General features: G+C 65.9%; 21 protein-coding genes, 1 pseudogene and 2 riboswitches. Of the genes and pseudogenes, 11 read left to right on the top strand and 11 right to left on the bottom strand.

Translation table 11 applies throughout. The features are described from left to right. Window positions 1–34 precede the first annotated feature (34 nt). The 4 genes from ACIP21_RS24655 (at window position 35) to ACIP21_RS24640 (ending at window position 5,355) form a co-directional block, all read left to right on the top strand. The gene (locus tag ACIP21_RS24655) at window positions 35–628 is read left to right on the top strand and encodes a transglycosylase SLT domain-containing protein (protein WP_400693284.1); all 594 of its coding nucleotides are present in this window, start codon (window positions 35–37) and stop codon (window positions 626–628) included. 84 nt (window positions 629–712) lie between these two features. Continuing rightward, the gene (locus tag ACIP21_RS24650) at window positions 713–2,200 is read left to right on the top strand and encodes a sensor histidine kinase (protein ID WP_400693281.1); all 1,488 of its coding nucleotides are present in this window, start codon (window positions 713–715) and stop codon (window positions 2,198–2,200) included. A gap of 262 nt (window positions 2,201–2,462) precedes the next feature. Beyond that, entirely contained in the window at window positions 2,463–3,953 is a 1,491-nt protein-coding gene (locus ACIP21_RS24645; protein ID WP_400693278.1) for a sensor histidine kinase, read from the top strand. Further along, window positions 3,928–5,355 carry a sigma-54-dependent transcriptional regulator gene (locus ACIP21_RS24640; RefSeq protein ID WP_400693275.1) on the top strand — a complete coding sequence of 476 codons (1,428 nt, stop codon included), beginning with the start codon at window positions 3,928–3,930 and terminating at the stop codon, window positions 5,353–5,355. The genes ACIP21_RS24645 and ACIP21_RS24640 overlap by 26 nt, the downstream gene beginning before the upstream one ends. Before the next feature lie 24 nt (window positions 5,356–5,379). Here the strand turns inward: ACIP21_RS24640 and ACIP21_RS24635 are convergent, their stop codons facing one another. The 3 genes from ACIP21_RS24635 to ACIP21_RS24625 all read right to left on the bottom strand — a co-directional run bounded on the left by ACIP21_RS24635 (window position 5,380) and on the right by ACIP21_RS24625 (window position 7,773). Continuing rightward, window positions 5,380–5,670, bottom strand: a complete 291-nt coding sequence (locus ACIP21_RS24635) for a hypothetical protein (protein WP_400693272.1) — start codon at window positions 5,668–5,670, stop codon at window positions 5,380–5,382. Window positions 5,671–5,754: 84 nt separating this feature from the next. Further along, the gene (locus tag ACIP21_RS24630; RefSeq protein ID WP_400693269.1) at window positions 5,755–7,107 is read right to left on the bottom strand and encodes a GntP family permease; all 1,353 of its coding nucleotides are present in this window, start codon (window positions 7,105–7,107) and stop codon (window positions 5,755–5,757) included. Between the two features lie 126 nt (window positions 7,108–7,233). Beyond that, the gene (locus ACIP21_RS24625; protein ID WP_400693266.1) at window positions 7,234–7,773 is read right to left on the bottom strand and encodes a gluconokinase; all 540 of its coding nucleotides are present in this window, start codon (window positions 7,771–7,773) and stop codon (window positions 7,234–7,236) included. A 207-nt stretch (window positions 7,774–7,980) separates the two neighbouring features. On the opposite strand from ACIP21_RS24625, the gene ACIP21_RS24620 reads away from it, so the two are divergent. From ACIP21_RS24620 to ACIP21_RS24610, 3 genes and pseudogenes are all read left to right on the top strand, one after another. Further along, window positions 7,981–9,000 carry a LacI family DNA-binding transcriptional regulator gene (locus ACIP21_RS24620; RefSeq protein ID WP_400693264.1) on the top strand — a complete coding sequence of 340 codons (1,020 nt, stop codon included), beginning with the start codon at window positions 7,981–7,983 and terminating at the stop codon, window positions 8,998–9,000. Between the two features lie 54 nt (window positions 9,001–9,054). Beyond that, a pseudogene (locus ACIP21_RS24615) lies at window positions 9,055–9,885 on the top strand (PAS domain-containing protein); the annotation flags it as partial. Further along, window positions 9,883–10,422 carry a methyl-accepting chemotaxis protein gene (locus ACIP21_RS24610; protein ID WP_400693398.1) on the top strand — a complete coding sequence of 180 codons (540 nt, stop codon included), beginning with the start codon at window positions 9,883–9,885 and terminating at the stop codon, window positions 10,420–10,422. The pseudogene ACIP21_RS24615 and the gene ACIP21_RS24610, both read left to right, overlap by 3 nt. On the opposite strand, the gene ACIP21_RS24605 is transcribed toward ACIP21_RS24610, so the two are convergent. From ACIP21_RS24605 to ACIP21_RS24575, 7 genes are all read right to left on the bottom strand, one after another. Beyond that, a complete protein-coding gene (locus ACIP21_RS24605) occupies window positions 10,397–13,666 on the bottom strand; it encodes a transporter substrate-binding domain-containing protein (RefSeq protein WP_400693261.1) in 3,270 nt (1,089 codons plus the stop codon). The two genes, ACIP21_RS24610 and ACIP21_RS24605, sit on opposite strands and share 26 nt — an antisense overlap. 13 nt (window positions 13,667–13,679) lie before the next feature. After that, window positions 13,680–14,294, bottom strand: a complete 615-nt coding sequence (locus tag ACIP21_RS24600) for a response regulator (protein WP_400693259.1) — start codon at window positions 14,292–14,294, stop codon at window positions 13,680–13,682. A 219-nt stretch (window positions 14,295–14,513) separates the two neighbouring features. Beyond that, window positions 14,514–14,756: a DUF1272 domain-containing protein gene (locus ACIP21_RS24595; RefSeq protein ID WP_400693256.1), complete on the bottom strand. Its 243-nt coding sequence runs from the start codon at window positions 14,754–14,756 to the stop codon at window positions 14,514–14,516. A gap of 64 nt (window positions 14,757–14,820) precedes the next feature. Beyond that, window positions 14,821–15,573 (bottom strand): precorrin-4 C(11)-methyltransferase, encoded by a 753-nt coding sequence (cobM, locus tag ACIP21_RS24590; RefSeq protein ID WP_400693254.1) that lies wholly within the window; start codon window positions 15,571–15,573, stop codon window positions 14,821–14,823. Window positions 15,574–15,602: 29 nt separating this feature from the next. Beyond that, window positions 15,603–16,013, bottom strand: a complete 411-nt coding sequence (locus ACIP21_RS24585; RefSeq protein ID WP_400693252.1) for a cobalamin biosynthesis protein — start codon at window positions 16,011–16,013, stop codon at window positions 15,603–15,605. Further along, entirely contained in the window at window positions 16,013–16,705 is a 693-nt protein-coding gene (locus tag ACIP21_RS24580; protein ID WP_400693249.1) for a CbtA family protein, read from the bottom strand. The genes ACIP21_RS24585 and ACIP21_RS24580 overlap by 1 nt, the downstream gene beginning before the upstream one ends. An 8-nt stretch (window positions 16,706–16,713) precedes the next feature. Next, window positions 16,714–16,899: a CbtB domain-containing protein gene (locus ACIP21_RS24575; protein WP_152957551.1), complete on the bottom strand. Its 186-nt coding sequence runs from the start codon at window positions 16,897–16,899 to the stop codon at window positions 16,714–16,716. A gap of 98 nt (window positions 16,900–16,997) precedes the next feature. After that, window positions 16,998–17,223: riboswitch (cobalamin riboswitch) on the bottom strand. A gap of 101 nt (window positions 17,224–17,324) precedes the next feature. Further along, window positions 17,325–17,539: riboswitch (cobalamin riboswitch) on the top strand. A gap of 99 nt (window positions 17,540–17,638) precedes the next feature. On the opposite strand from ACIP21_RS24575, the gene cobW reads away from it, so the two are divergent. The 4 genes from cobW (at window position 17,639) to ACIP21_RS24555 (ending at window position 24,142) form a co-directional block, all read left to right on the top strand. Beyond that, window positions 17,639–18,706 carry a cobalamin biosynthesis protein CobW gene (gene cobW, locus ACIP21_RS24570; RefSeq protein WP_400693245.1) on the top strand — a complete coding sequence of 356 codons (1,068 nt, stop codon included), beginning with the start codon at window positions 17,639–17,641 and terminating at the stop codon, window positions 18,704–18,706. 3 nt (window positions 18,707–18,709) lie between these two features. Further along, the gene (gene cobN / locus ACIP21_RS24565; RefSeq protein ID WP_400693243.1) at window positions 18,710–22,471 is read left to right on the top strand and encodes a cobaltochelatase subunit CobN; all 3,762 of its coding nucleotides are present in this window, start codon (window positions 18,710–18,712) and stop codon (window positions 22,469–22,471) included. 1 nt (window position 22,472) lies between these two features. After that, entirely contained in the window at window positions 22,473–23,474 is a 1,002-nt protein-coding gene (locus ACIP21_RS24560) for an ATP-binding protein (RefSeq protein ID WP_400693240.1), read from the top strand. Window positions 23,475–23,575: 101 nt separating this feature from the next. Further along, complete coding sequence (locus ACIP21_RS24555) at window positions 23,576–24,142, top strand: VWA domain-containing protein (protein WP_400693395.1); 567 nt, start codon at window positions 23,576–23,578, stop codon at window positions 24,140–24,142. A 114-nt stretch (window positions 24,143–24,256) separates the two neighbouring features. Here the strand turns inward: ACIP21_RS24555 and ACIP21_RS24550 are convergent, their stop codons facing one another. Next, window positions 24,257–24,523 (bottom strand): hypothetical protein, encoded by a 267-nt coding sequence (locus tag ACIP21_RS24550; RefSeq protein ID WP_400693237.1) that lies wholly within the window; start codon window positions 24,521–24,523, stop codon window positions 24,257–24,259. Between the last annotated feature and the right edge of the window lie 59 nt (window positions 24,524–24,582).

Genomic DNA, 24,582 nt, shown 5'->3' with positions numbered 1-24,582 from the left:
CCCCACAACGGGGGCAGGGCGGGAGGTAGCCGACATGCGTAAATTGATCCTGGCTTTTTTCTGGCTGGCGGCGGCGACCGCCCAGGCCGACGTGTACATCTCCATCGATGCCCAGGGCGGCTATGTGTTGAGCAACGTGCACCGGCCCGGGCGGCATTACGAGCGGGTGATCAGCGACAGGATCGACCAGGCCGGCCCGGCGGATGCGCAGTTGATCACTGGGCGCCCCTATGCCGACCTGGTGGCAGCGGCGGCACTGGCGTACGACGTGCCCCAGGCCTTGTTGCATGCGCTGATCAAGGCCGAGTCCGGCTACAACCCCAAGGCCCGCTCGGCGGCCGGGGCGGTCGGCCTGATGCAGCTGATGCCGGACACCGCCAAGGAGATGGGGGTGGAGGATATCCTCGACCCCGAGGACAACGTGCAAGGCGGCGCGCGCTACATCAAACGCATGCTGACCCTGTTCGACAATGACATCACCCTGGCCGTGGCCGCCTACAACGCCGGCCCCGATGCCGTGCGCCGGCGTGGCGCGGTACCGCCGTTCGCCGAGACCCGGCGCTACGTGCCCACGGTGCTGCGCGAGTATCGCAAGCTGCAGGGGCTGGCCGATGATTCGCCGCTGTGAGCGGACCTTGCATCGGTAAATCGAGCCTGATTCCCCGACTCTGGGCTATAACCTTTCAGATGGTGCCCAGCCGTGGAGTCCGACATGGACATCGCCCCCCGATCCAGCGCACAAGAGGCATCCACCGGTAACGAGGTGGTCACGCCACGCAAGCCATTCAACCTGCTGCGCTGGTACGCCTGGGTGAGCCTGGCGATCATCGTTTCGGTGGCGGCCGGCCTGGGGCTGATTTCCAGCCGCTTCATCATCGATGAAAGCATCGAGCGCGACGCCTTGCTCACGGCGCAGTTCATCACCTCCATCGCCGACGCCGAAGTGCGTCATGTGTCGATCCCCAACGTGCGCACCATGGGCGAACTGCTCGACCCGCGTACCGACCGCGAGGCCTTGCCGGATGTCGACCCGCAGGCGCGGCGCGAGGCGCGGGGGGAGTTTCTCGACCATATCGCCCACTTGCCGGACACCTTGCTGGCCAGCATCTATGCCCCGGACCGCACGGTGATCTGGTCGACCAATCCGGCCTTGATGGGCAAGCTGATCGAGGCTGACGAGGACCTGGACAGGGCGTTCGAATACAAGATGCGGGTCTCGGCCAGCTACCACAACTTCGAGCAGTCCCGCAGCGAACAGAAGTTCATCAACCCGCCCGAGCAGTTGTTCATCGAGAACTACATTCCGTTGTTCGACGCCGACGGCGAGCAGGTCACCGCCATGGTGGAGATCTACAAGGAACCCCGCGACCTGATCGAGCGCATCGAGCGCGGGTTGATCCTGATATGGGTAGCCATCAGCGTGGGCGCGGCCCTGGTCTACATCGGCCTGTACGGGATCATGCGCCGGGCGGCGCGGGTAATGGCGGTGCAGCAGAAACGGCTGATCAGCAGTGAAACCTACGTGGCTCTTGGCGAAGTGTCCTCGGCGGTGGCCCACAGCCTGCGCAACCCGCTGGCCAGCATCCGCTCCAGCGCGGAACTGGCCCAGGCGTTCGACGAAGGCCCGGCACAGCGCAACATCGACGACATCATCGGCCAGGTCGACCGCATGTCGCAGTGGATCCGTCAGCTGTTGCAGTCGCTGCGGCCCTTGACCGACGAAGCGGTGGCGGTGGATCTGCCACAGGCCTTGCAGGAAAGCCTGCAACGCTTTGCCGTGCCGCTGGCGCGCAGCGGCGTCACCCTCGACCTGCAAACGTTGCCGGCAGTCCAGGTGCTCGGCCAGCCAGCCTTGCTCGGGCAGATCTTCGACAGCGTGATCGACAATGCCCTGGAGTCGATGGAGCAAGGCGATCGACTGCGCGTGGAGGTGGTCAAGCGCGACCGACGCAGCCTGACCCTGCGCCTCTCCGACACCGGCAAGGGCATGAGCGAGCAGCAGCAGCGCCTGGCCTTCAGGCCATTTTTCAGTACCAAGCAGAATGGCCTGGGGGTGGGGCTGATGCTGGTGAAACGGATCATGGAACGCTTCGGCGGTTCTGTCAGGTTGAGCAGTAGCCAAGGGCACGGCACGCGCGTTTCACTGAATTTCCGATTGGTCGATTCATCATCCAAAGCATTACATTCTGGCGATAACTGATTGATTTAAAACAATTCTTGTTTTTTGGGTGAGAATTACCCAAATGTGGGGGGAGATCTTGAAAGGTTTTTTCAGATTTCTATGCAATGCTTTGATTTATAAGGGTAATCATTTTTTCTTGTTCGCTGGCCAGGTTTTTGCAGCGATGAACTCGCGATGACCAGCGGCTCATGGTTGCTGGGTACAAGGCCATTATTTTGCTACCAGCCGTAGCATCCATTGGATGGCCTCCTGAACGGAATCCGTGCGCGGGAACGAAGCGATGCAGATGCTGGATAACGATGCCCCAGGCAAGCCGGCAAGCCTTCCCATCAGTGGGTTGGCGGCGCCGCTTCAGCGCTTCGACCTGTTGCGCTGGTTCTCGCTGATCAGCCTGTTGATCATTACCGCGGTGGCCGGTGGCCTGGGTTATGTCTCCACCCGTTTCGTGGTGCGTGACAGCGTGCAGCGCGATGCCATGCTCACTGCCCAGTTCATCCAGTCCATGGCCCAGGCCGAGGTGCGTCATTCGCAGCTGCCGCCTGGCAGCACCATGGGCGAGTTGCTCAATCCGCAGCTCGACCAGCAGCACCTGCAGTTCAGCCCGGCCCTGGCCGAGTCGACCCGGGTCGAGTTCCTCGACCATGTCGCGCACCTGCCGGATACCCTGCTGGCCAACGTCTACGCCCGCGACCGCAGCATCGTCTGGTCGACCAACCCCGAACTGATCGGCAAGCGCATCGAGGACGATGCCGACCTGGAGCTTGCCTTCCGCTCGCGCAAGTCGGTTTCGTCCAGTTACCACAAGCCCGAGGACGATCGCGAGGAGCAGCGCTTCGAGCGTGAACCGCGTTACCTGTTCATCGAAAACTACATTCCCCTGTTCGACAGCCAGGGCGAGCAGGTGCTGGCCATGGTCGAGATCTACAAGGAACCGCAGGACCTGATCCGGCGTATCCAGCGCGGTTACGTGCTGATCTGGGCCTCGACCCTGGTGGGCGGGGCACTGATCTATTTCGGCCTGTTCTGGATCGTCCGTCGCGCCGCCTTGATATTGCAGCAGCAACAGGATCGCCTGGTCGCCAGCGAAACCTACATGGCCCTGGGCGAGATGTCCTCGGCGGTGGCCCACAGCCTGCGCAACCCGCTGGCCAACATCCGCTCCAGCGCCGAACTGGCCCAGGAAATCGCCAGCCCCATGGCGCAGAAGAACATCACCGACATCATCAGCCAGGTCGACCGCATGTCGCGCTGGGTGCGCGAACTGCTGGTATCGCTGCGGCCGACCAGTGACCAGGCCGAGGCCGTGGACCTGGTGGCCGCCATCGAGGACACGCGCCTGGCGTTCGCCCAGCAGATCGAACGCAACGGCGTGCGCTTCTGCTTCGAAGGGCCGTCGGCGCAATGGGTGGCCAGCCAGCCGTTGCAACTGACGCAGATTCTCAACAGCCTGTTCGCCAATGCCCTGGAGGCCATGCCCAAGGGCGGCGAACTGCATGCGCAGGTCACCGAGCAGGACGGCCAGCGTGCGCAACTGTTGCTCAGCGACACCGGCAAGGGCATGAGCCAGCAGCAGGAACGGATGGTGTTCAAGCCGTTCTTCACCACCAAGCAGGGCGGCCTCGGCGTCGGCCTGGCACTGGCAAAGCGCATCATGGAACGTTTTGGCGGCTCGGTCAGCCTGAGCAGCCGGGAAGAGGAAGGAACCCGCGTCAGCCTCACTTTCAATATCGCAGCGGGAGGGGATCATGGAGCACAGCATCCTGGTAGTTGAGGACGATGAGATCCTCGGCGAGAACATTCGTACCTACTTGAGCCTCAAGGGTTATGAGGTAACGCTCTGCGACAGCGCGGAACTGGCGTTGGAGCAGATCAAGCGCAGCCAGCCCGATGCGGTGCTGACCGACAACTCGTTGCCCGGCATGAGCGGGCACGACCTGTTGCGCACGCTGGTGGCGCAGGCGCCGGCGCTCAAGGTGATCATGATGACCGGCTACGGCAATGTCGAAGACGCCGTGCAGGCCATGAAGGAGGGCGCCTTCCACTACCTGACCAAGCCTGTGGTGCTGGCCGAGCTCAAGTTGACCCTGGACAAGGCCCTGGCTACCGAGCGCATGGAACGCACCCTGTCGTTCTACCAGGAGCGCGAGGCGCAGAAGTCCGGGTTGCAGGCCTTGATCGGTGAGTCGCCGGCGATGCTGACACTCAAGCACACCCTGCACCAGGTGCTCGATGCCGAGCGGCGCATGGCCAGCGATGACCTGCCGCCGGTACTGGTCGAGGGCGAGACTGGCACCGGCAAGGAACTGGTGGCGCGCGCCCTGCATTTCGACGGCTCGCGCAGCAAGGGGCCTTTCATCGAGTTCAACTGCGCCTCGATCCCGGCCAATCTGCTGGAAGCGGAGTTGTTCGGGCATGAGAAGGGCGCCTTCACCGATGCCAAGGAGCGCCGCGTGGGCCTGGTCGAAGCGGCCGATGGCGGCACGTTGTTCCTCGACGAGATCGGCGAGATGGACCTGGTGCTGCAGGCCAAGCTGCTGAAGCTGCTGGAAGACCGCAGCATCCGGCGCATCGGCGCGGTCAAGGAGCGCAAGGTCGACCTGCGGGTGATCAGCGCCACCAACTGCAACCTGGAGCAGATGGTGCAACAGGGCAAGTTCCGCCGCGACCTGTTCTTCCGCTTGCGCATCATCGCCCTCAAGGTGCCGCGCCTGCATGCCCGGGGGCAGGATGTGCTGCTGCTGGCGCGGCATTTCCTGGCCCATCACGGGCGCCGCTATGGCAAGCCGAACCTGCGTTTCAGCGCCGAGGCCGAGGCCTTGATGCTCAGCTACAGCTGGCCGGGCAACGTGCGCGAACTGCGCAACATGCTCGAGCAGGCGGTGCTGCTGGCACCCAACGAAGTGGTGCAGGCGCATCAGTTGAACCTGTGCATGACCCTGGTCGACGAGCCTCTGGTGGCCCAGCCCACGGCGACGGTGTACGAGTTGCCGCGGCATGAACCGGAGCCGGGTACCAGCCTGCCGGACATGGAGCGTGAACTGGTGTGCAAGACCCTCGACCGCACCGACTGGAATGTCACCAAGTCGGCGCGGATGCTCGGGTTGTCACGGGACATGCTGCGTTACCGGATCGAGAAGCTCGGGCTGACCCGCCCGGACAAGCGGCAGTGGTAGGGCCCATGTAGGGCCTGTGTGAGCTCAGGGCTGGCTGCCTTCCCCTTGCTGCCCGGTCCCTTCGGAGCCACTGCCGTCCATCCCTGGCAGCTCACGGCCATCGTCCTGCCTGGCGGGCGGGCTCTCTGGGTCATTGCCCTGGATCCGCGGGTCGGTATCCCGCGGCATGGGCTTCTCGATCGGGTTGAGGGTGCTGTCGACGCCAGGCGTCGGCGCCGGATTGTGCGGGTCATCAGGGTAGGTGGGGCCAGTGCCGACGGCGAAGGCCAGTGGCGAGGCGAGCAGGGCGATCAGCAGGATGCTGGAACGGGGCATGGCAGGCTCCTTGGCTACGGTCAGGGCAGGTACTTCCTTTCGTCCCTGTCCGCAGCTGCAAGGTGCCATCATCCCGATCGACGGTCACACCACCGTCGAAAGCGCCATGATCAGGATGATGCCGACGATCGAGAGAATCGTCTCCATCATGCTCCAGGTCTTGAAGGTCTCGGCCACGGTCATGTTGAAGTACTGCTTCACCAGCCAGAAACCGGCATCGTTGACGTGGGACAGGATCAGCGAACCGGCGCCGGTGGCCAGTACCAGCAGTTCACGGTTGACCCCGGGCACCAGGTCGATCACCGGTGCGACGATACCGGCACCGGTGATGGTGGCGACGGTCGCGGAGCCTGTGGCGATGCGGATCACCGCGGCCACCAGCCAGGCCAGCAGAATCGGCGAGATTTCTGCCTGCACGGCCATCTGCCCGATCACGTTGCCGACCCCGGTATCCACCAGCATCTGCTTGAAGCCGCCGCCGGCACCGACGATCAGCACGATCGCCGCAGTCGGCGCCAGGCTCTGGTCGAGCATCTTCATGATCTGCTGGCGGCTGAAGCCGCGTGCCGAGCCGAAGGTGTAGAAGGCCAGCAGCAGGGCGGCGAGCAGGGCGGTGATCGGGTGGCCGATCAGGTCCATCCACTGACGCACGATGTGCTCGGCCGGCAGTACCACGTCGGCGAAGGTCTTGAGCAGCATCAACGCCACCGGCAGCAGCACGGTGACCAGGGTGATGGTGAAGCTGGGCAGGTTGTTCTGGTCGGATTCCTTGGCGATCTGGTCCATCAGTTCCTGGGACGGGTTGCCCGGGATATGGCGGGCGATGAAGCTGCCGAACAGCGGGCCGGCAATGATCGCGGTCGGCAATGCCACCAGCAGGCCATAGAAAATGGTCTTGCCGATGTCGGCATGGAAGATGCCGATCGCCAGCAGCGGGCCCGGATGCGGTGGCACCAGGCCGTGCACCACCGACAGGCCGGCCAGCAGCGGAATGCCGATCTTGATCAGCGACACCCCGGAGCGCCGGGCGACGATGAACACCAGCGGCACCAGCAGCACGAAGCCGATCTCGAAGAACAGTGGGATGCCGACCAGGAAGGCGGCGAACATCATGGCCCAGTGCACGTTCTTCTTGCCGAAGGCGCGTATCAGCGTCTGCGCGATCTGGTCGGCGCCCCCGGAGTCGGCCATCAGCTTGCCGAGCATGGTGCCCAGGGCGAGGACGATGCCGACGAAGCCGAGCACACCGCCGAACCCGTCCTGGAACGACTTCATGACCTTGGCCACCGGCATGCCGGAGGTCAGGCCGAGGAAGCCGGCGGCGAGGGTCAGGGCGACGAAGGGGTGGACCTTGAAATGGGTGATCAGCAGGATCAGCCCGACGATGGTGACCAGGGCGTCGAGCAGCAGGTAGGTATCTGTAGCCAATCCGAACATGGTTTTTAGGCCTCGATCTTATCGTTGTTTTGGCGTTGCAATGAATGAAGCTTTCACCTGATGGGGCTTTGGCCACGCTCAGGCGTCAAGACAGCGCTATCTGGGGTGAGAAGGAAAACCGCCGGGTCAGGCAGTCCGCGCCAGCTCCCGCTCACCGCAGGGCTTTAGCCAGGCGTCGACCGCCGCGGCCAGCTCGACGATCGGCCGGGTGGCGTCCAGTGGCAGGGTCAACGGCTCGCCATGGGGCGCTTCGAGCGCGGCGAACTGGCTGTCGATCAGGCTGGCCGGCATGAAATGGCCGGGGCGCGCGAGCACGCGTTTTTCAGCCTCGGCAGGGGTCAGTTCGAGAAACACGAAACCCAGCCCAGGCATGGCCGCGCGCAGGCTGTCGCGGTAGCGGCGCTTGAGCGCGGAGCAGGTGAGGATCGGCCGTTCGCCGGCCTTGACCGTGGCTTGCAGCTCCTGGCCCAGGCGTACCAGCCAGCCGGCACGGTCGTCGTCGTTCAGGGGGATGCCGGCGCTCATCTTGCGAATGTTCTCGGCAGGGTGGAACGCGTCGCCTTCGATCAGGCGACCGCCGCTGTTGCTGGCAATGGCTTCGCCGATGCAGCTCTTGCCGCAGCCGGCCACGCCCATCACCACGATGGCGGACAGGGGAGAATTCATCAGTACCTCCTGCGGGGTGAGACAGCGCTGTCTCGCAATCGACGAAACGCTGCCTTCCCAATGTTGTTGATCTTGTCCTCACGCAGTATGGACGCTTGACAGAGCGCGCGTGCTGGCCACCGGCAAAGATTACATTGCCTGGGTCCTGAGACAGCGCTACCTTAGTGGCCGTTCCCCTTTCCCGCAAGTAGTAAAATTACAACACTCATGTCGCGCTCAGGCTCTCGTACCACCGGTCGTCCCACGCTGGCTGAAGTCGCCAGGCTTTCCGGGGTTTCCCCGATTACCGCTTCGCGCGCGCTGCGCGGGGTCAGCACGGTCGCCCCGGAACTGGTGGAAAAGGTCGTTGCCGCCGCCGCGACCCTGGGTTACGTGGCCAACCCGGCGGCACGGGCGCTGGCCTCGGCACGCAGCCAGTCGGTGGTGGTCCTGATCCCGTCATTGTCCAACCAGCTGTTCATCGACACCCTGGAGGCCATCCACGAGGTGATGCGCCCCCGTGGGCTCGAAGTGCTGATCGGCAACTATCACTACGATGTCGACGAAGAAGAAAACCTGATCCGCAACTACCTGGCGTATCAGCCGTGCGGCATGCTGCTGACCGGGTTCGACCGCAGCGAGGCGTCGCGACAGATGCTGGCCGCCAGTGGCGTGCCCCGTGTGCACATGATGGAGCTGGGTGGCGAGGCCGGGGCCTTGTCGGTGGGATTCTCCCAGCAGCAGGCGGGGCGTGCCGCGGCGCAGCACCTGATCGCCCGTGGCCGGCGGCGCCTGGCGTTCATCGCCGCGCAGCTCGACCCGCGGGTGATGCAGCGTGCCGAAGGCTTCCGCCAGGCCCTGGCCGAGGCTGGCATGCCGGCGAGCGAACTGGAAATCCTGGCGCCGCAGCCGTCGTCCATCGCCCTGGGCAGCGAGCTGTTCAGCCGGTTGCTGGCCCGGACGCCGGATGTCGATGGCATCTTCTTCTGTAACGACGACCTGGCCCAGGGCGCCGTGCTTCAGGCGTTGCGCCAGGGTATCGAGGTGCCGCGGCAGGTGGCGATGGTCGGCTTCAACGACTTGCCGGCGTCGGCGCACATGGTGCCGCGGCTGACCTCGATCCGCACGCCGCGCGCCGCCGTGGGGCGGGGTGCGGCGCAGGCGCTGCTGGCCTTGCTCGATGGCAAGCGGGTGGCCGCCGAGCAGCAGGACCTGGGCTTCGAATTGATGGTGCGCGAGAGTTCCTGAGCACCCCGAGCAAGACTAATTACAAAGTGATATCAGATTGCTTGCACGGCTACGATGCCGATCTATGCTCAGGAGACCCTGCGCATAGAGGATGCCGGTGTCATGTTCGATTTTCATCGCAAGTCCGATCTGGTCGAGATTCAACGGGTTCGCCAGGCCCTGGCCGACAGCCAGGCCAAGCTCGCCGCCATCAGCCGTAGCATGGCGATGATCGAGTTCACTGCAGACGGCACCATCCTCGATGCCAATGCCCAGTTCTGCCAGGCGATGGGTTATACCGCCGAGGAGCTGCGCGGCAAGCACCACCGGCTGTTCTGCGACCCCGCCTACGCCAAGAGCGCCGAATACCAGCAGCTGTGGCGTGAGCTGGGGCAGGGCAAGGCCATCAGCGGCACCTTCGAGCGGGTCGACAAGGCCGGCCGTGAAGTCTGGCTGGAGGCCAGCTACATGCCGGTGCTCGACGAACGCCAGCAGGTCACCAGCGTGATCAAGGTGGCCGCCGACATCAGCCAGCGGGTCAAGCACGAACACGAAAGCGAAAGTTTGCTCAAGGCAATCGGCCGGTCCATGGCGGTGGTCGAGTTCACCCCCGAGGGGCGGGTGATCAAGGCCAACGACAATTTCCTCATCACCATGGGCTACCGCCTTGAGGAGGTGGTGGGCCGCCACCACGGGCTGTTCTGCCAGGCCCACGAGCGGGAGTCGGCGCAGTACCGCGAATTCTGGGCTTCGCTCAACCGTGGCGAGTACCACTCGCACCGTTTCGAGCGGGTCAACAAGCAAGGCCAGACCGTCTATCTGGAGGCCTCCTACAACCCGATCTTCGACAGCAAGGGCCGCCTGTACAAGGTGGTCAAGTTCGCCAGTGACATCACCTCCCAGGTGAGCACCCAGCAGAGCGCCGCCGAGGCCGCCCACGCCAGCTCCGTGCAGACCGACGCCTGCGCGCGCAAAGGCTCGGAAGTGGTGCAGCAGACGGTCGAGGTGATCGAGCAGATTTCCCAGGAGCTCAATGACGCGGCGCGCACCATCGATGCAGTGAGCAAGCAGTCGGACGTGATCGGGCAGATCGTCCTGACCATCCGCGGCATCGCCGACCAGACCAACCTGCTGGCCCTCAACGCGGCCATCGAAGCGGCCCGCGCCGGCGAGCACGGCCGCGGCTTCGCCGTGGTCGCCGATGAAGTGCGCAGCCTGGCGGCCCGCACCAGCAAGGCGACGCTGGAAATCGTCGATGTGGTGCGGCAGAACCACGACCTGTCGCTGACGGCCGTGGCCAGCATGCAATCGAGCCTTCAGCGCACCGGGCGTGGCGTGGCCCTGGCCAACGAGGCCGGCACGGTGATCATGGAAATCCAGCAAGGCTCGCGGCACGTGGTCGATGCCATCAGCCAGATCAATTCGACATTGCTATTGCACTGAGGGCGTCGGACAGTTCGCGTTGCAGCGCCTGCAGGCTGTTTTCGAGCCGCAGGCGCGGCGCCTGGCTGGGCAAGCCCTGTGTCAGTGCCTGCTCCAGCGCTTCGCAGTCACTCACCACCCCGCGTACCTTGAGCATCTTGGCGCCCCCTTTGATGCGGTGGGCAATGGCCAGCAAGGCACCTGGCTCGGGCGCCGTGCCCAACGCGCGCAGCGCGGCCAGGTCTTCGCCGGCGCTTTGCCCGACCTGCTCCAGCAGGTGGCGGGTCAATTGCTCATCGTCCTGGGTCAGGTGCCGCAGTTCGTTCAGGTTGAAGCCGCTGGCCTTGGCCACGGGCGGGGCGGTTTCAAGCCACATTTGCGGCAGATGGGCTTTCAGGGTGCGCAGGTCGACGGGCTTGAACAGGCAGTCATCCATGCCGCTGGCCAGGCAGCGGGTGCGTTCTTCGGCCTGGGCGTTGGCGGTGATGCCGATGATGCAACAGGCCGATCGCCCCTGATCGCGCTCCCGTTGGCGTATCGACCGGGCCAGCTGGTGGCCGTCCATGACCGGCATGCTGCAATCGGTGAGCACCAGGTCGAAGTGGCTGGCTTGCCACCTTTCCAGTGCTGTCTCGCCCTGTTCAGCCAGCGTCACCTCATGCCCCAGGCTCTTGAGCTGCTTCTCCATGAGCAGCAGGTTGGCCGGGTAATCGTCCACCACCAGGATCTTCAACGGCCGTGTGACCACCTCGTCGGCGAGGTTGCCGGGCTCGATCGAGGCGGGGGCGGCACAGGCCGGCAGCTGCAGCTCGACTTCGACGCGGGTGCCGACGCCTTCGACGCTCTGCAGGTTCAGCGTGCCGCCCATGAGTTCTGCCAGGGTCCGGCTGATTACCAGGCCCAGTCCCGCGCCCTGGCTGGCCCTCGGGCCGTCGGCCTGGGTGAAGGCATTGAACAGGCGGGCCTGGTCCGCCGCGCTGATGCCAATGCCCGTATCACGCACGCACAGGGCTACGTGAAGGTTGCCGTCGGCGCCACGGGTTGCCAGGCGGGTGTGTATCTCGCCGCGATCGCTGAACTTGATGGCGTTGCTGAGCAGGTTCGACAGGATCTGCTTGACCCGCAGGGGGTCCGCCAGCACCCACAGAGGGGTGGCGGGCAATTGGCTCTGTAGCTGCAGGCCCTTGGCACGGGCGTTGCCCTCGAACACCCGCAGGGTGCTGCGCACCAGCTCGGCCAGGTCGGTGGCCACCGGCTGCAGCGTCATGTGGCCGGATTCGATGCGGGAGATATCGAGGATGTCGCCGATCAGGCCGAGCAGGCCAATGGCCGAATCGTGCGCAGTCTGCAAGGTCTGGGGGTCGCTGCGGCCTGTCTGGCTGTCCTCCAGGGCCAGTTCGAGCAGGCCGATCACCGCGTTCATGGGGGTGCGGATTTCATGGCTCATGGTCGCCAGGAAGGTGCTTTTGGTCTGGCTGGCCTGCTCGGCATCGTCCTTGGCCTGACGCAGTTGTTCGAGCAGGCCGCGGCTCAGGCCCAGCTGTGCCTGGAGCGCCTGCTGGGCGGCGGTGCGTTGCTGGATCAGCTTGCGCAGGTAGCTGTTCCAGAACACCACGCCGGCCAGCAGCAGCGCCGAGAGCACCAGCACCTGCAAGGCCAGTGTCCGGTAATTGCGCCAAGGCCCGTCGCTGACCAGGGCGCTGGTGCGCCAGCGATTGACCAGTTGGTCCAGTTCCTCGGGGGGGATGCTCAGCAGTGCCTTGTCGAGAATGGCCTGCAGCTGGGGTTGGTCGGGGGCCACGGCGAAGGCGGCGGTGGCCGGATCATCGCCCAGCACGCTGGCGATCCTGAGCTGGTCCTTGAATGCATGGTTGATGTAGTAGGTCGCATTGATATGACTGCTGTAGGCAACGTCGGCATCGCCGCGGGCCACGGCCTCCATCAGGCTCAGCGCGTTGTCGACCTCGACCACCCTGGCGCCGGGGTACTGGCGCTGCACCTGGGCGCGCAACGGCGAGCCGCGCAGCAGAGCGATGCGCTGGCCCTCGAGGTTTCGACTGCGCATGGGCCAGGCCGCCTGGTCGCGGGTGACCAGCACCCTCGGGCTGACCAGGTAGGGCCGGGTGTAGCGCAATTGGCTCGCACGTTCCATCCCGTAGCCCAGCGCCCCGATCATCTGCGCCTTGCCCTGGGCAACCTGCTCGACCATCTTTTGCACGGTGTGCTGCTCGACGATCTGGAACTGCAGTCCGCTGCGCAAGGTGATCTGCTTGAGCAGGTCGACGGTGATGCCGCTGGGGTTCTGCTGTGCATCGTTGAAGGTGAGCGGGGCGAGGGCGGGGTCGATCAGTACCTTGACCGTCGGGTGTTGCTTGATCCAGTCCTGTTCCTCGGCGGTCAGGGCCGAGAGGTGGCGCTCCAGCAGGAGGCTGGTGTTGCCGCTGCTCCAGCGCCGCAGGATCCCCAGCCGCTCGCTTTCGCTGATCGAGGCCAGGGCGGCGTCCACCAGGCGGGCCAGACGCTGGTTGTCATTGGCCAGTGCAAAAGAAAAGGCGCCAGGCGGCACCTGGCAGAAATGGTCGATTTTCACCGTGCCCTGGTAGCTTTTGCCGATCAGGAAGTCGGTGCTGATGGCGTCGCCCAGGTAGGCGTCCGCCTCGCCAAGCTCGACCGCCGCAAGGCCCGCCAGCGTCGAGCGGTAGAGGCTCAGTTGCGCCTGCGGGAACAGCGCGCGAACGGTCTCTCCGGGCAGGTAATGGTCGACCATGGCCAGGCGCAAGTTGCCCAGGGCCTTGTCGTCCTTGAGTGTTCGGCCTTCACGGGTGACGATCACCGGCAGATCGTCGGCATAGGGCCGGCTGAGGCTCAGTTGCGCGTCGGCGGCCTCGAAGGCATTGGAACTGCCCAGCAGGTCGATGCGGCCATCGCGCAAGGCGGCAATGGCCTCATGGCGGCTGGCGTAGCGCCTGACCTCCACCGGTATGCCCAGCTTCTCCGCGATCAGCCCGGCGTAATCGGCGCTGAGGCCTTCGTAATCATCCAGGCTGACGTTGATTTCGAAAGGCGGGTAATCGGGGCGCGAGCTGCCGAGCAACAGTACTTTGCGCTTGGCAAGCCACTGGCGATCCGGGTCGTCCAGTGGCAGTGGCGGGGTAGCGCTGGTGGCACGGGCCAGCAGGTGGCGAGGCTCCCCCTCTGCAAGCGTGACCAGCGCATGGCTGGCAAGGGAGAGGGTCAGCAACAGCCCGGCCAGCGCACGCTTCATGGCTGGTGACCGCTCAATTGACGTGATTGCGTTTGGCCAGGTCCACCATTTCCACCAGTGACTCGGTCTTGAGCTTGTCCATGATGCGTCCACGATAGGTGCTGATGGTCTTGGCGCTGAGGTTCATGCAGGCGCCGATGTTCTTGTTGTTCTCGCCCCGGGCAAGGCGTCGCAGCACTTCCATTTCCCGGTTCGACAAGCTGCCCAGGCGCATGGGCTCGCTGTCCAGGTTGTTGCTGTTGACCGCCATCTGCGGAAAGGTCGAATAACCTTTGATCAGCGCCTTGAGGGCGAAGAGCAAGGCCTCGTGGTCTTCGTCCTTGGTGACGAAGGCACCGATACCCGCATCCAGGCAGCGGCGTACGTAAAGGTCGGTGGCCTGGCCAGTGAGCACCATGATCCTGGGGGCCGGGTCGAGTTGCTGCAGGCGCTTGATGACTTCCATGCCATCGAGCCCAGGCAGGCCGATGTCCAGTACCACGACGTCGGGCCGCAGTTCTCGCGCTACCTGTGCCACTTCGCTGCCGTTACCGACTTCGCCAACGACCTGGAAGCGTTCACGCTCAAGCAGCAGGCGCAGGGAAAGTCGGACGATCGGATGGTCATCAACGATCAGAACGGTTGTCATGTAGGTAGCTCCTGTCGGAATGTGGTCCGTTTCCCAGGTAAAACCTGGAATACGGCTGCAAGTTCTTTCTGTCGCGCAGCACCATACGATCATTCCGACCTGCGTTGTAACGGGCAGTATAGATCTGTTGGATAAGTCGGCGTTGTTTGTTGAAAAGTCCTACAAAATTCCGGGAGTTGCTATCAAAAGGCAGCCAGGCAGTGGGTAATGACCTGTCGGTTACTGGCAGGCCGGGTGGGGCTTGAGTACCCGATCGGTCGAGGCGGGGTTGTTGCGAAGGGCCTGGCCTACACGCGTGGGGCGGGGCAGTAGCTGCCCCGTGCAATTCGGGCAGCGGCCCTGGAAGCGGCGGTCTGCGCAGCTGCGGCAGAATGTGCACTCGAAGGAGCAGATCAGCGCGTCGGGGCTGTCCCCCGGCAGATCGACATCACAGCATTCGCAGTTGGGGCGTAGCGCGAGCATGGGCAAGACTCCGGTCCAGGGTTGAGCCCGGAGTCTGCAACGGCCTCCGCCCGCTTGGCAATATTCAGTTACCAGGGCGGTACAGGTGCGCATGGCCCGCGCGGTACAGGGCCGAGGCGGCGAACGGCGCATCCCCCAGGACATGGCCGACGAGGATCAGCGCGGTACGCCTGAAGCCCCTGGCGGCGACCCGCTCGACGATGTCGGCGAGCGTGCCGCGCACCCAGTCCTGGTCTGGCCAGGTGGCGCGATGGACCACGGCAATGGGGCAGTCGGCGCCGTAATGGGGCAGCAGGGCCTCGACGATGCGGGCCAGGTGCTTGACCCCCAGGTGGATCGCCAGGGTGCTGCCGTGGCGGGCCAGGTCGGCCAATTGCTCACCGGCGGGCATCGGCGAGCTGTCGCCGTAACGGGTGAGGATGACGGTCTGCGCCACGTCCGGTAGGGTCAGTTCGCAGCCCAGCAAGGCCGCGCTGGCGGCGGTGGCGGTGACCCCGGGGATGATCTGGTAGTCGATGCCCAGTTCGCGCAGGTGGCGGATCTGTTCGCCGATGGCGCCATACAGGCTGGGGTCGCCGCTGTGCACGCGCGCCACGTCCTGACCCTTGGCATGGGCGTCGCGAATGGCCTCGATGATCTGCTCCAGGTGCAGTTCGGCACTGTTGATGACTGTTTCGGCCTGGTGGCCGTCGAGTACGGCGGCGGGGACCAGGGAGCCGGCGTAGATGATCACCGGGCACTGGCGGATCAGGCGCTGGCCCTTGACCGTGATCAGCTCCGGGTCGCCGGGGCCGGCGCCGATGAAATAGACCGTCATGGTGAATCCTTGGGGCGAGAAGAAAGCGATTATACGGCGCAGGCCAGGGCGAGGGTCGCACGTGATGTCGCACGTCGGGGTACCGCCAGCCTTGCGCTGCCTTGCAGGCGTTCGCTCAGGGCGAGTGCGCAGCTTTCGGCGACGCCCCAGCAGCCACAATGGGCAAAGGCGGTCGCGGAACGATGGCTCAGGTGGGGCTCGAATACCTGCAACAGGGCGGCGTCGAACAGCACCAGCGGCACGCCGAGGCGCTCGGCCAGCAGGCGCAAGCCAGGCTCATCGGCTTTCAGGCTGATGCTGGCGACGCCTTGCACGGCAGCCAGCGGCAGGCCTTGGCAGGCCAAGGACTGCTGCAGGAGGCTGGCAAGTTCGTCGACCGAGCAGCCCCGGCGGCAACCGAAACCGGCGTACAGCGCCGGTTGCAGGTGGGCGTGCGGCATCAGGCGTGGCTGGAGCGACGATACAGCCAGGCGCTCAGCAGGCCCAGGGCCAGCCAGAAGGCGGCGTTGGTCAGCCACGAGGCGACCTTGAACTGGGTTTCCAGGGCTTCGGGTGCCAGGCTCTCGTGCACTTCAGGTTGCGGCGCGCCGATCACGTGCGGCACAACCAGCAGCACTGCGCCAACAACCTTGAGCAGCCAGTGGCGAGCGAACACCAGCAAGGCCAGGCCTAGTGCGGTGGCGGCGGCGGTGCCGATCCACCAGGCCTGGCGCTGGCCGAGGTCGGCGGCGGCAGTGCCAGGCAACTCCGGTGGCAAGCCCAGGGTCGGCGCCAGGCAGAACACGGCGAAGCCCGCCAGGCCCCAGAGCGCGCCGGTGCTGACTCGGCCGGGTTCGCGCAGGCTGTAGAGGGCGGCGAGGATCAGGGCGAAACCGACGGCGACGACCAGGTTCCCGCCCGTGGTCGAGAGGACGCGCTGCCAGCCGTCTTCCGGCGACCAGGCTTCGGCGCTGTGCTCATGGGCGGCGCCGGCTTCGCCGGCATGGTCGTGGTGCTCGGCGGCAGGCGCGGCCGATTCGTAGGTTTCTGCCTGGAGGATAAGCGGCGCGACCCAGAAGCTCTGCAGCAGGGTCAACAGCAGCGCGGCGAGCAGGCCGCTGAACCCGGCAGTGCGGGCGATACGGGTGATCATGGCAGGCCTCAGTGGCAGGGGAACGCGGCGCTGTGACGGGTATCGTGGGCGGCGTTGTGCACCGCCTCGATGTGCGAGAAGCCGGCGAAGTACACCAGGCAAAGGCCGAGCAGGCTGGCGCCGACGGCGATGACCAGGCGCTGGCTGAGGGTGACGGGGGTGGCGATGCTGTGTTTGGCACTGGTGACGGGCATGACGCGATCCTCTGCTTTGTTGTGTGATGGCAACGGACAGGCGCGACATTCCCGGGCGCAATGCGCCCGAGGGAATGCGACAGCGCCCGCCCACCGCGGGGTGTTCATGAACGTCAGGCCGGTCTCCGGGCTTGCGAGGAAGAGCAGGGCTCCTTGGCAAGCGTCACCTTCCCATGCCGGACGACGTGGCACAGTGGTCTTGACGCTTCGCTCGCTTACCGTTGCGGGGGCAGCACCGGATTGGCCCGGCCCTTGGAGAGGGCCTGCGGCGCACCGGTTTCCCGTTTCACCCCCGATGGGGGCACCTGGACGCAAGGCGTAAGGAGAGCACGGGGCGGGGGAGGCGTCAATTGGTTGCTGCAAGGGTGACGGACCTCTGGCAGCTCTCACGCCCATCCGCCAGTTGACCACCCGCGCCCCCCCGCGTAGCCTTGCCGCTTCGAGGTTCTTCGGCCACGCCGAAGCTAAGACGGGAACGCGGTTCAAGCCGCGGCTGCCCCCGCAACTGTAGGCACCGGCAACGGATCGACACAGCCACTGCGCCAAGGCGCGGGAAGGCGTCATCCCGCCAGGCCCTGTCCCGGACAGCGGCGCTGGAACGGTGCAAGCCAGGAGACCTGCCTCGTCACGCTTTCGACTTTCAACCGGGCGGGGTGATCCGGTGGCGAACGAGCCCGGCTGGCAAGGCCTGCGGCTCTCGTCCCGCATGCCCGCGCCAACCTGCCAAGGGCAACGCGACATGAAAACACTGGCCAAGCTCCCCGTCACCATCGTTACCGGCTTCCTCGGCTCGGGCAAGACCACCTTGCTCCGCCACATGCTCGACAACGCCCAGGGCCGCCGCATCGCGGTCATCGTCAACGAGTTCGGCGAACTGGGCATCGATGGCGAGATCCTCAAGCAGTGCAGCATCGGCTGCACCGAGGAAGAAGCCAGCGGCCGCGTCTACGAGTTGGCCAACGGCTGCCTGTGCTGCACCGTGCAGGAAGAGTTCTTCCCGGTCATGCGCGAGCTGGTGGCCCGCCGTGGCGACCTCGACCACATCCTCATCGAAACCAGCGGCCTGGCCCTGCCCAAACCCCTGGTGCAAGCCTTCCAGTGGCCGGAAATCCGCAATGCCTGCACGGTTGACGCGGTGATCACCGTGGTCGACAGCCCGGCCGTGGCCGCCGGCACCTTCGCCGCCTACCCGGAGCAGGTCGACGCGCAACGCAAGCTCGACCCCAACCTGGACCACGAATCGCCGCTGCACGAGCTGTTCGCCGACCAACTGGCCAGTGCTGACCTGGTGGTGCTGAACAAGGCCGACCTGATCGATGCCGCGGGCCTGGCCAAGGTCCGCAGCGAAGTCGCCGAAGAACTGCCGCCGGCGGTCAAGGTGATCGAGGCCAGCAGTGGCCGCCTGCCGCTGGAGGTGCTGCTGGGCGTGGGCGCCGAGTCCGAGGCGCATATCGATGGCCGCCGTACCCACCATGATTCCCACCACGACGGCGACGATCACGATGACCATGATCACGACGCCTTCGACTCCATCTCGATCGACCTGCCTGAGGCCGAAGAAAGCCTGTTGCTCGACGCCCTGACCCAGCTGGTGAGCGAATTCGGCATCCTCCGTGCCAAGGGCTTCGCCGCCATCCCCGGCAAGCCGATGCGCCTGCTGGTGCAAGGGGTGGGCAGCCGTTTCGACAAGCACTTCGACCGCGCCTGGCGCGCCGACGAGCCGCGCATCACCCGCCTGGTGCTGATCGGCCAGGACCTCGACGCTGCACAGCTGGAGGCGCGCCTGCGCCAGACCCTGGGCGCCTGATCCATGCACCTGCTGCGGACCCAGCCCGGCGGCTTCGTGCCGGACGACAGCATCGCCGACCTCGGCCAGACACCCGCCGAGCTGGTGATTCTCTGCAGCGGCGACTCGCACCTGGCGTTGCTCGCCGAAACCGCCGAGCTACTGCCGGACGACTACCCCAGCCTGCGCCTGGCCAACCCGATGCAGGTGCAGAACCACGCCTCGGTCGACCTCTACGTCGATGAGGTGCTGCGCCATGCCAAGGTGATCCTGGTGTCGCTGCATGGCGGCGTCGGCTACTGGCGCTACGGCGTCGAGCAGCTTGTCGAACTGGCAGCGCGTGGCGTGCAACTGATCCTGGTGCCGGGCGACGACCGACCGGATCCGGAACTGACCGGCCTGGGCAACGTCACCGGCGCGCCGGCCGAGCGCCTTTGGCACTACCTGCGTCAGGGCGGCAAGGCCAACGCCGTCAACCTGTTCAATTGCCTCGCCAGCCAGTGGCTGGGCCGCGATTACGCCTGGGACGAACCGCAGCCGTTGCCGCGCACGTCGGTGTATCACCCCGGCAAGCCCGGCGCCGTGCTCGAGGACTGGTATGGCCAGTGGGACCCGCAGCAGCCGGTGGCACCGTTGCTGTTCTATCGCTCGCACTTGCAGGCCGCCAACACAGCCTTCATCGATGTGTTCTGCCAGCGCTTGCAGGCGGCCGGGCTCAACCCGCTGCCCATCGCCGTGGCCAGCCTGAAGGAAAGCGCCTGCCTGGAACAGGTCGAACGCTGGCTGGACGAGGTGGGGGCCGAGGTATTGGTCAACACCACCGGTTTTGCCCTTTCCAGCCCCGAGCGCCCCAATCTGCGCCCGTTCCGCCGCGACATCCCGGTATTGCAGGCAATCTGCGCGCAGGACAACCAGCCGGGCTGGGAGGCCAGCGAGCAGGGCCTGGGGGCCCGTGACCTGGCCATGCACATCGTCCTGCCGGAGCTCGACGGGCGCATCATCACGCGCCCGGTGAGCTTCAAGGACATGGCCTGGCGCAGTGAGCGCAGCCAGTCCGACGTGGTCTGCTACCGCGCCCACCCCGAGCGCATGGACTTCGTCGCCGAACTGGCGCGGCGCTGGGTCGAGCTGGCGCGTCTGCCCAACGGGCAGAAACGCGTGGCACTGGTGCTGGCGAACTACCCGACCCGCGATGGGCGTATCGGCAACGGCGTCGGCCTCGACACCCCGGCGGCGGCCTTGAACATTCTCAACGCCTTGCAGGCCGAGGGCTACGCGGTTGCCGGGCTGCCCGACAGCGGCACGGCGCTGATCCAGCAGTTGCTCGGTGGCGTGACCAACGACCTCGATCACCTGGATCAACGCCCCTGCGCCCAGAGCCTGAGCCTCGAGGATTACCACGCTGCCTTCGCCCGGTTGCCCGAAGCCAACCGCCAGGCCGTGCTCGAGCGCTGGGGCTCAGCCGAGCAGGACCCGATGTATCGCAGCGGCCGGCTGATGGTGGCTGGCCTGCGCTACGGCCAGACGTTCGTCGGCATCCAGCCGGCGCGTGGCTACCAGGTCGATCCCAGTGCGGTGTACCACGACCCGGACCTGGTGCCCCCCCATGGCTACCTGGCGTTTCATTTCTGGCTGCGTCACACCTACGCAGCCGATGCGCTGATCCATGTCGGCAAGCATGGCAACCTGGAATGGCTGCCCGGCAAGGGTGTCGGCCTGTCAGAGCGTTGCTGGCCAGATGCCCTGCTTGGCCCGCTGCCGAACATCTATCCGTTCATCGTCAACGACCCCGGCGAAGGTGCCCAGGCCAAGCGGCGTACCCAGGCGGTGATCATCGATCACCTGATGCCGCCGCTGACCCGTGCCGAAACCTACGGCCCGCTGCGCCACCTGGAGCAACTGGCCGATGAATTCTACGAGGCGCAACTGCTCGACCCGCGGCGTGCCCGCGAACTGCAGCGCGACATCCTCGAACTGCTGAAGGCCAACCATATCGACCGCGAACTGCAGCTCGAAGGGCAGCTGGACGACGCGGCAGTGTGGCTGCCACGCCTGGACACCTACCTGTGCGACCTCAAGGAGTCGCAGATCCGCGATGGCCTGCATGTGTTCGGCCAGTCGCCGCAAGCGCGCCTGCGTAGCGACACGCTGCTGGCGTTGCTGCGGGTCGAGCGTGGCGACGGCCGTGGTGGCAACGCCAGCTTGCTGCGGGCGCTGGCCAAGGCGCTGGTGCCAGGGTTCGACCCGCTCGATTGCGACCTCGGCCAGGCCTGGGACGGGCAGCGCCCGGCGGCGCTGCAGGGCCTGAGCGCGCAAGCCTGGCGCACCTGCGGCGACACCCGCGAACGCCTCGAACTGCTGGCCTTGCAGCTGATCGAGCAGGCGCTGGACGGCAGCCTGCAGGTACCTGACGAGACGCAGTGGCAAGCGGTCCACGAGGTGCTGCGTGCCCTGCGCGAGCAGGTCGCGCCCGACCTGGACGCCTGCGGCCCGGCCGAAATCAATGGCCTGCTGGCGGCCCTGGCTGGCCGCTTCGTGCCTGCCGGCCCCAGTGGCGCACCCAGCCGCGGGCGCCTCGACGTGCTGCCCACGGGCCGCAACTTCTACACCGTGGATGTGCGCAACCTGCCGACTGCCACCGCCTGGCGCCTCGGGTTCGCCTCGGCCAACCTGATCCTCGAACGGCATCTGCAGGACCATGGCGACCACCTGCGTCAGCTCGGCCTGTCGGTGTGGGGCACGGCCACCATGCGCACGGGCGGTGACGACATCGCCCAGGCCATGGCCCTGATGGGCGTGCGCCCGGTGTGGGCCAACGGCAGCCAGCGGGTCGACGATTTCGAAATCCTGCCCCTGAGCCTGCTCGACCGCCCGCGGGTGGATGTGACCCTGCGTGTCTCTGGCTTCTTCCGCGACGCCTTCGGCAACCTGATCCGCCTGTTCGATGCCGCGGTGCAGGCGGTGGCGGCGCTGGACGAGCCGGCAGACTTCAACCCCCTGGCGGCGCGGGTGCGCAGTGAGCGTGAAGCACTCGAAGGGCAGGGGCTGGCAGCGGACGAAGCGGCACGCCAGGCCGGTTGGCGGGTATTCGGTGCCAAGCCGGGCGCCTACGGCGCAGGTGTGCAGAACGCCATCGACGGGCACCTGTGGCACAGCCGCGACGACCTTGCCGAGGTCTACCTCAACCATGGCGGCTACGCCTACGGTGGCCGCGACGAAGGTACCCCGGCGCGCGCCCGCTTCGCCCAGCGCCTGAGCCAGGTGCAGGCGGTGCTGCAGAACCAGGACAACCACGAGCACGACCTGCTCGACTCCAATGACTACTATCAGTTCCAGGGCGGCATGCTGGCGGCGTCGGAGACCTTGTCCGGTGCCGCAGTGGCCAGCTATCACGGCGACCACAGCCAGGCAGACCGGCCGCGCATCCGCACCCTGAAAGAAGAGCTCAACCGCGTCATCCGTGCCCGTGCCCTGAACCCCAAGTGGATCGACGGGGTCAAGCGCCACGGCTATAAAGGTGCCTTCGAGATCGCGGCGACAGTCGACAACCTGTTCGCCTTCGATGCCACCACGCACTTGATCGACGATCATCATTACCAGGCGCTGGCCGATGCCTATGTGCTCGATCCGGCGACCCGCGATTTTATCCGCGAGCACAATCCGCAGGCTTTGCGCGACTTGACCGAGCGTTTGCTGGAGGCCCAGCAACGCGGCCTTTGGGAGCAGCCCGGCGACTACCGCGAAGCGCTCGAGGAACAACTGCTCGACGGCGAGGAACAGGCTTGAAATGAGTGAACCCGTGCAATTTCCGCTGGCGGCCGTGGTCGGCGCCGACGATCTCAAGCTGGCCCTGTGCCTGACCGCCATCGACCCCAAGATCGGCGGCGTGCTGATCGAGGGGCCACGCGGCATGGCCAAGAGCACGCTGGCCCGCGGCCTGGCCGACCTGCTCGGCGAAGGGCCGTTCGTCACCTTGCCCCTGGGCGCCAGTGAGGAGCGCCTGGTCGGCACGCTGGACCTGGACGCGGCGCTGGGGCAGGGCAAGGCGCAGTTTTCTCCGGGTGTGCTGGCCCAGGCCGATGGCGGCGTGCTGTACGTCGATGAAGTCAACCTGTTGCCAGACACCCTGGTCGACTTGCTGCTGGATGTGGCCGCCAGCGGCACAAACCGCATCGAGCGCGACGGCATTTCCCACCGTCACAGTGCCCGTTTCGTGCTGATCGGCACCATGAACCCTGAAGAAGGCGAGCTGCGTCCGCAACTGCTCGATCGCTTTGGGCTCAATGTGCTGCTCGACGGTTTGCCGGCGCCCGAGGCGCGCCAGCAGATCATCCGCCGTCGGCTGGCGTTCGACAGCGACCCCCAGGCTTTTTGCGCCCAGTGGGCTGACGCCCAGGCCCAGTTACGGGCACGCTGCCAGGCTGCGCGCCAGGCCCTGGTCGCGATTGCCCTGGACGACCAGGCCCTGGCCTGGATCACCGAACGCTGCTTTGCCGCCGGGGTCGATGGCCTGCGCGCCGACCTGGTCTGGTTGCGCGCCGCCCGTGCCCATTGTGCCTGGCGTGGCGCAGCGGCGATCGAGGAGGTGGATGTCGAGGCCGTGGCCGAGTTCGCCTTGCGTCACCGTCGCCGCGCGGCGCCTGAAACCGCGCCGCCATCGACGCCGCCCGACGGCGCGGGTCGCGATACGCAAAGCCAGGGCGGGCAGGGTGATTGGGGGGCGTTGCCCGCGCAGCCGGTGGCCAACGGTACCCGGCGCGAGGTGCCGAACTGGGCAAAAAAGCCCTGAGCATCCGCCAACCCGGCAGCAGGAGGGCGGATGCCACGCCACGTATCGGCAAGCTGGCAGGTGCCAGCCGTGGCCGCGCGCGCGCGGCGGCGTCTGGCCGCGTGGCGTGGCTGCCGACCTTGCTCAAAGGACGGCCACGGCAGCGCCAGGACCTCTGCTGGCAGCAGCGCCAGGCCCAGGCCACGGAGTTGTGGCTGGTCATCGTCGATGCCTCGGCCTCCACCCGCCGCCATCAGGCGTTGGCCCAGGCCAAGGGTTTGCTGGCGGAACTGTTCGACCAGGCCTACCGGCAACGTGCCCGCCTGGCGCTGGTGACTGCCAGCGGCGGGGTGCCGCAGTGGCAGCGCCATGGTCTCAAAGCGTCCGCCGCGCTGCAGCCTTGGCTGAAGGCATTGGGGGCGGGTGGTGGAACACCGCTGATCGCCGCACTGGAGCAAGCTCGCCGGTGGCTGCAGGCACGCCAGCAAGCCCATCCCCACGAGCCCCAGCGCTGCCTGGTATTGACCGACGGCCGCCTGCAGCGCTGGAACGCCGTGCAGCCGATGCCGTGCGCGACGCTGTTGATAGACATGGAATTGGCGCCAGTACGCCTGGGCCGTGCGCGGCAACTGGCCATGCAGCTACAGGCCGATTATCAGCACCTGGCGCAGTTCAAGATAAAGGATTGAGCAACCCCAGGGCGTACTTGCGCGACACTTTGTCGCAATAAGAAAGTGTGCCGTCCGGCATCGGGAAAGTTACTCAAGTGCGTGCCCGGCACGCACTTGCAACGAGCATCTGTATTACTCGGGCATCGACCAGGGTTGCAGGTCATAACCTTTCTGGAACAGTTCGGCGCGCACTTCCTCGATCAGGCTGGCCCATTGCGCAGGGTCGGAATAGATGCGCGAGGACACTTGCTTGCTGCCGATGCGGGTGCTGGTCCGGTCGATCACTGCCAAGCTCAGTTCGCCGGTGCCGTTGGGTGCGTCCCAGGCTACGCACTGGAAGGGCTCGAAAGCGTGGTCGGCGATCAGCAGTGCTTCGTTGACACGGAGCGGAGCATTCATGGTTCGGTCTCTCTATGGTCCCAAACATCGAAATAAGGTCCGCGTAACTGCAAGGGCGC

It is taken from the genome of Pseudomonas sp. NPDC089401 (assembly GCF_044749485.1).
GTDB lineage: Bacteria > Pseudomonadota > Gammaproteobacteria > Pseudomonadales > Pseudomonadaceae > Aquipseudomonas.
The sequence above is the reverse complement of the archived record's forward strand: the minus strand, read 5'-3'. Positions and strand labels throughout refer to the sequence as shown.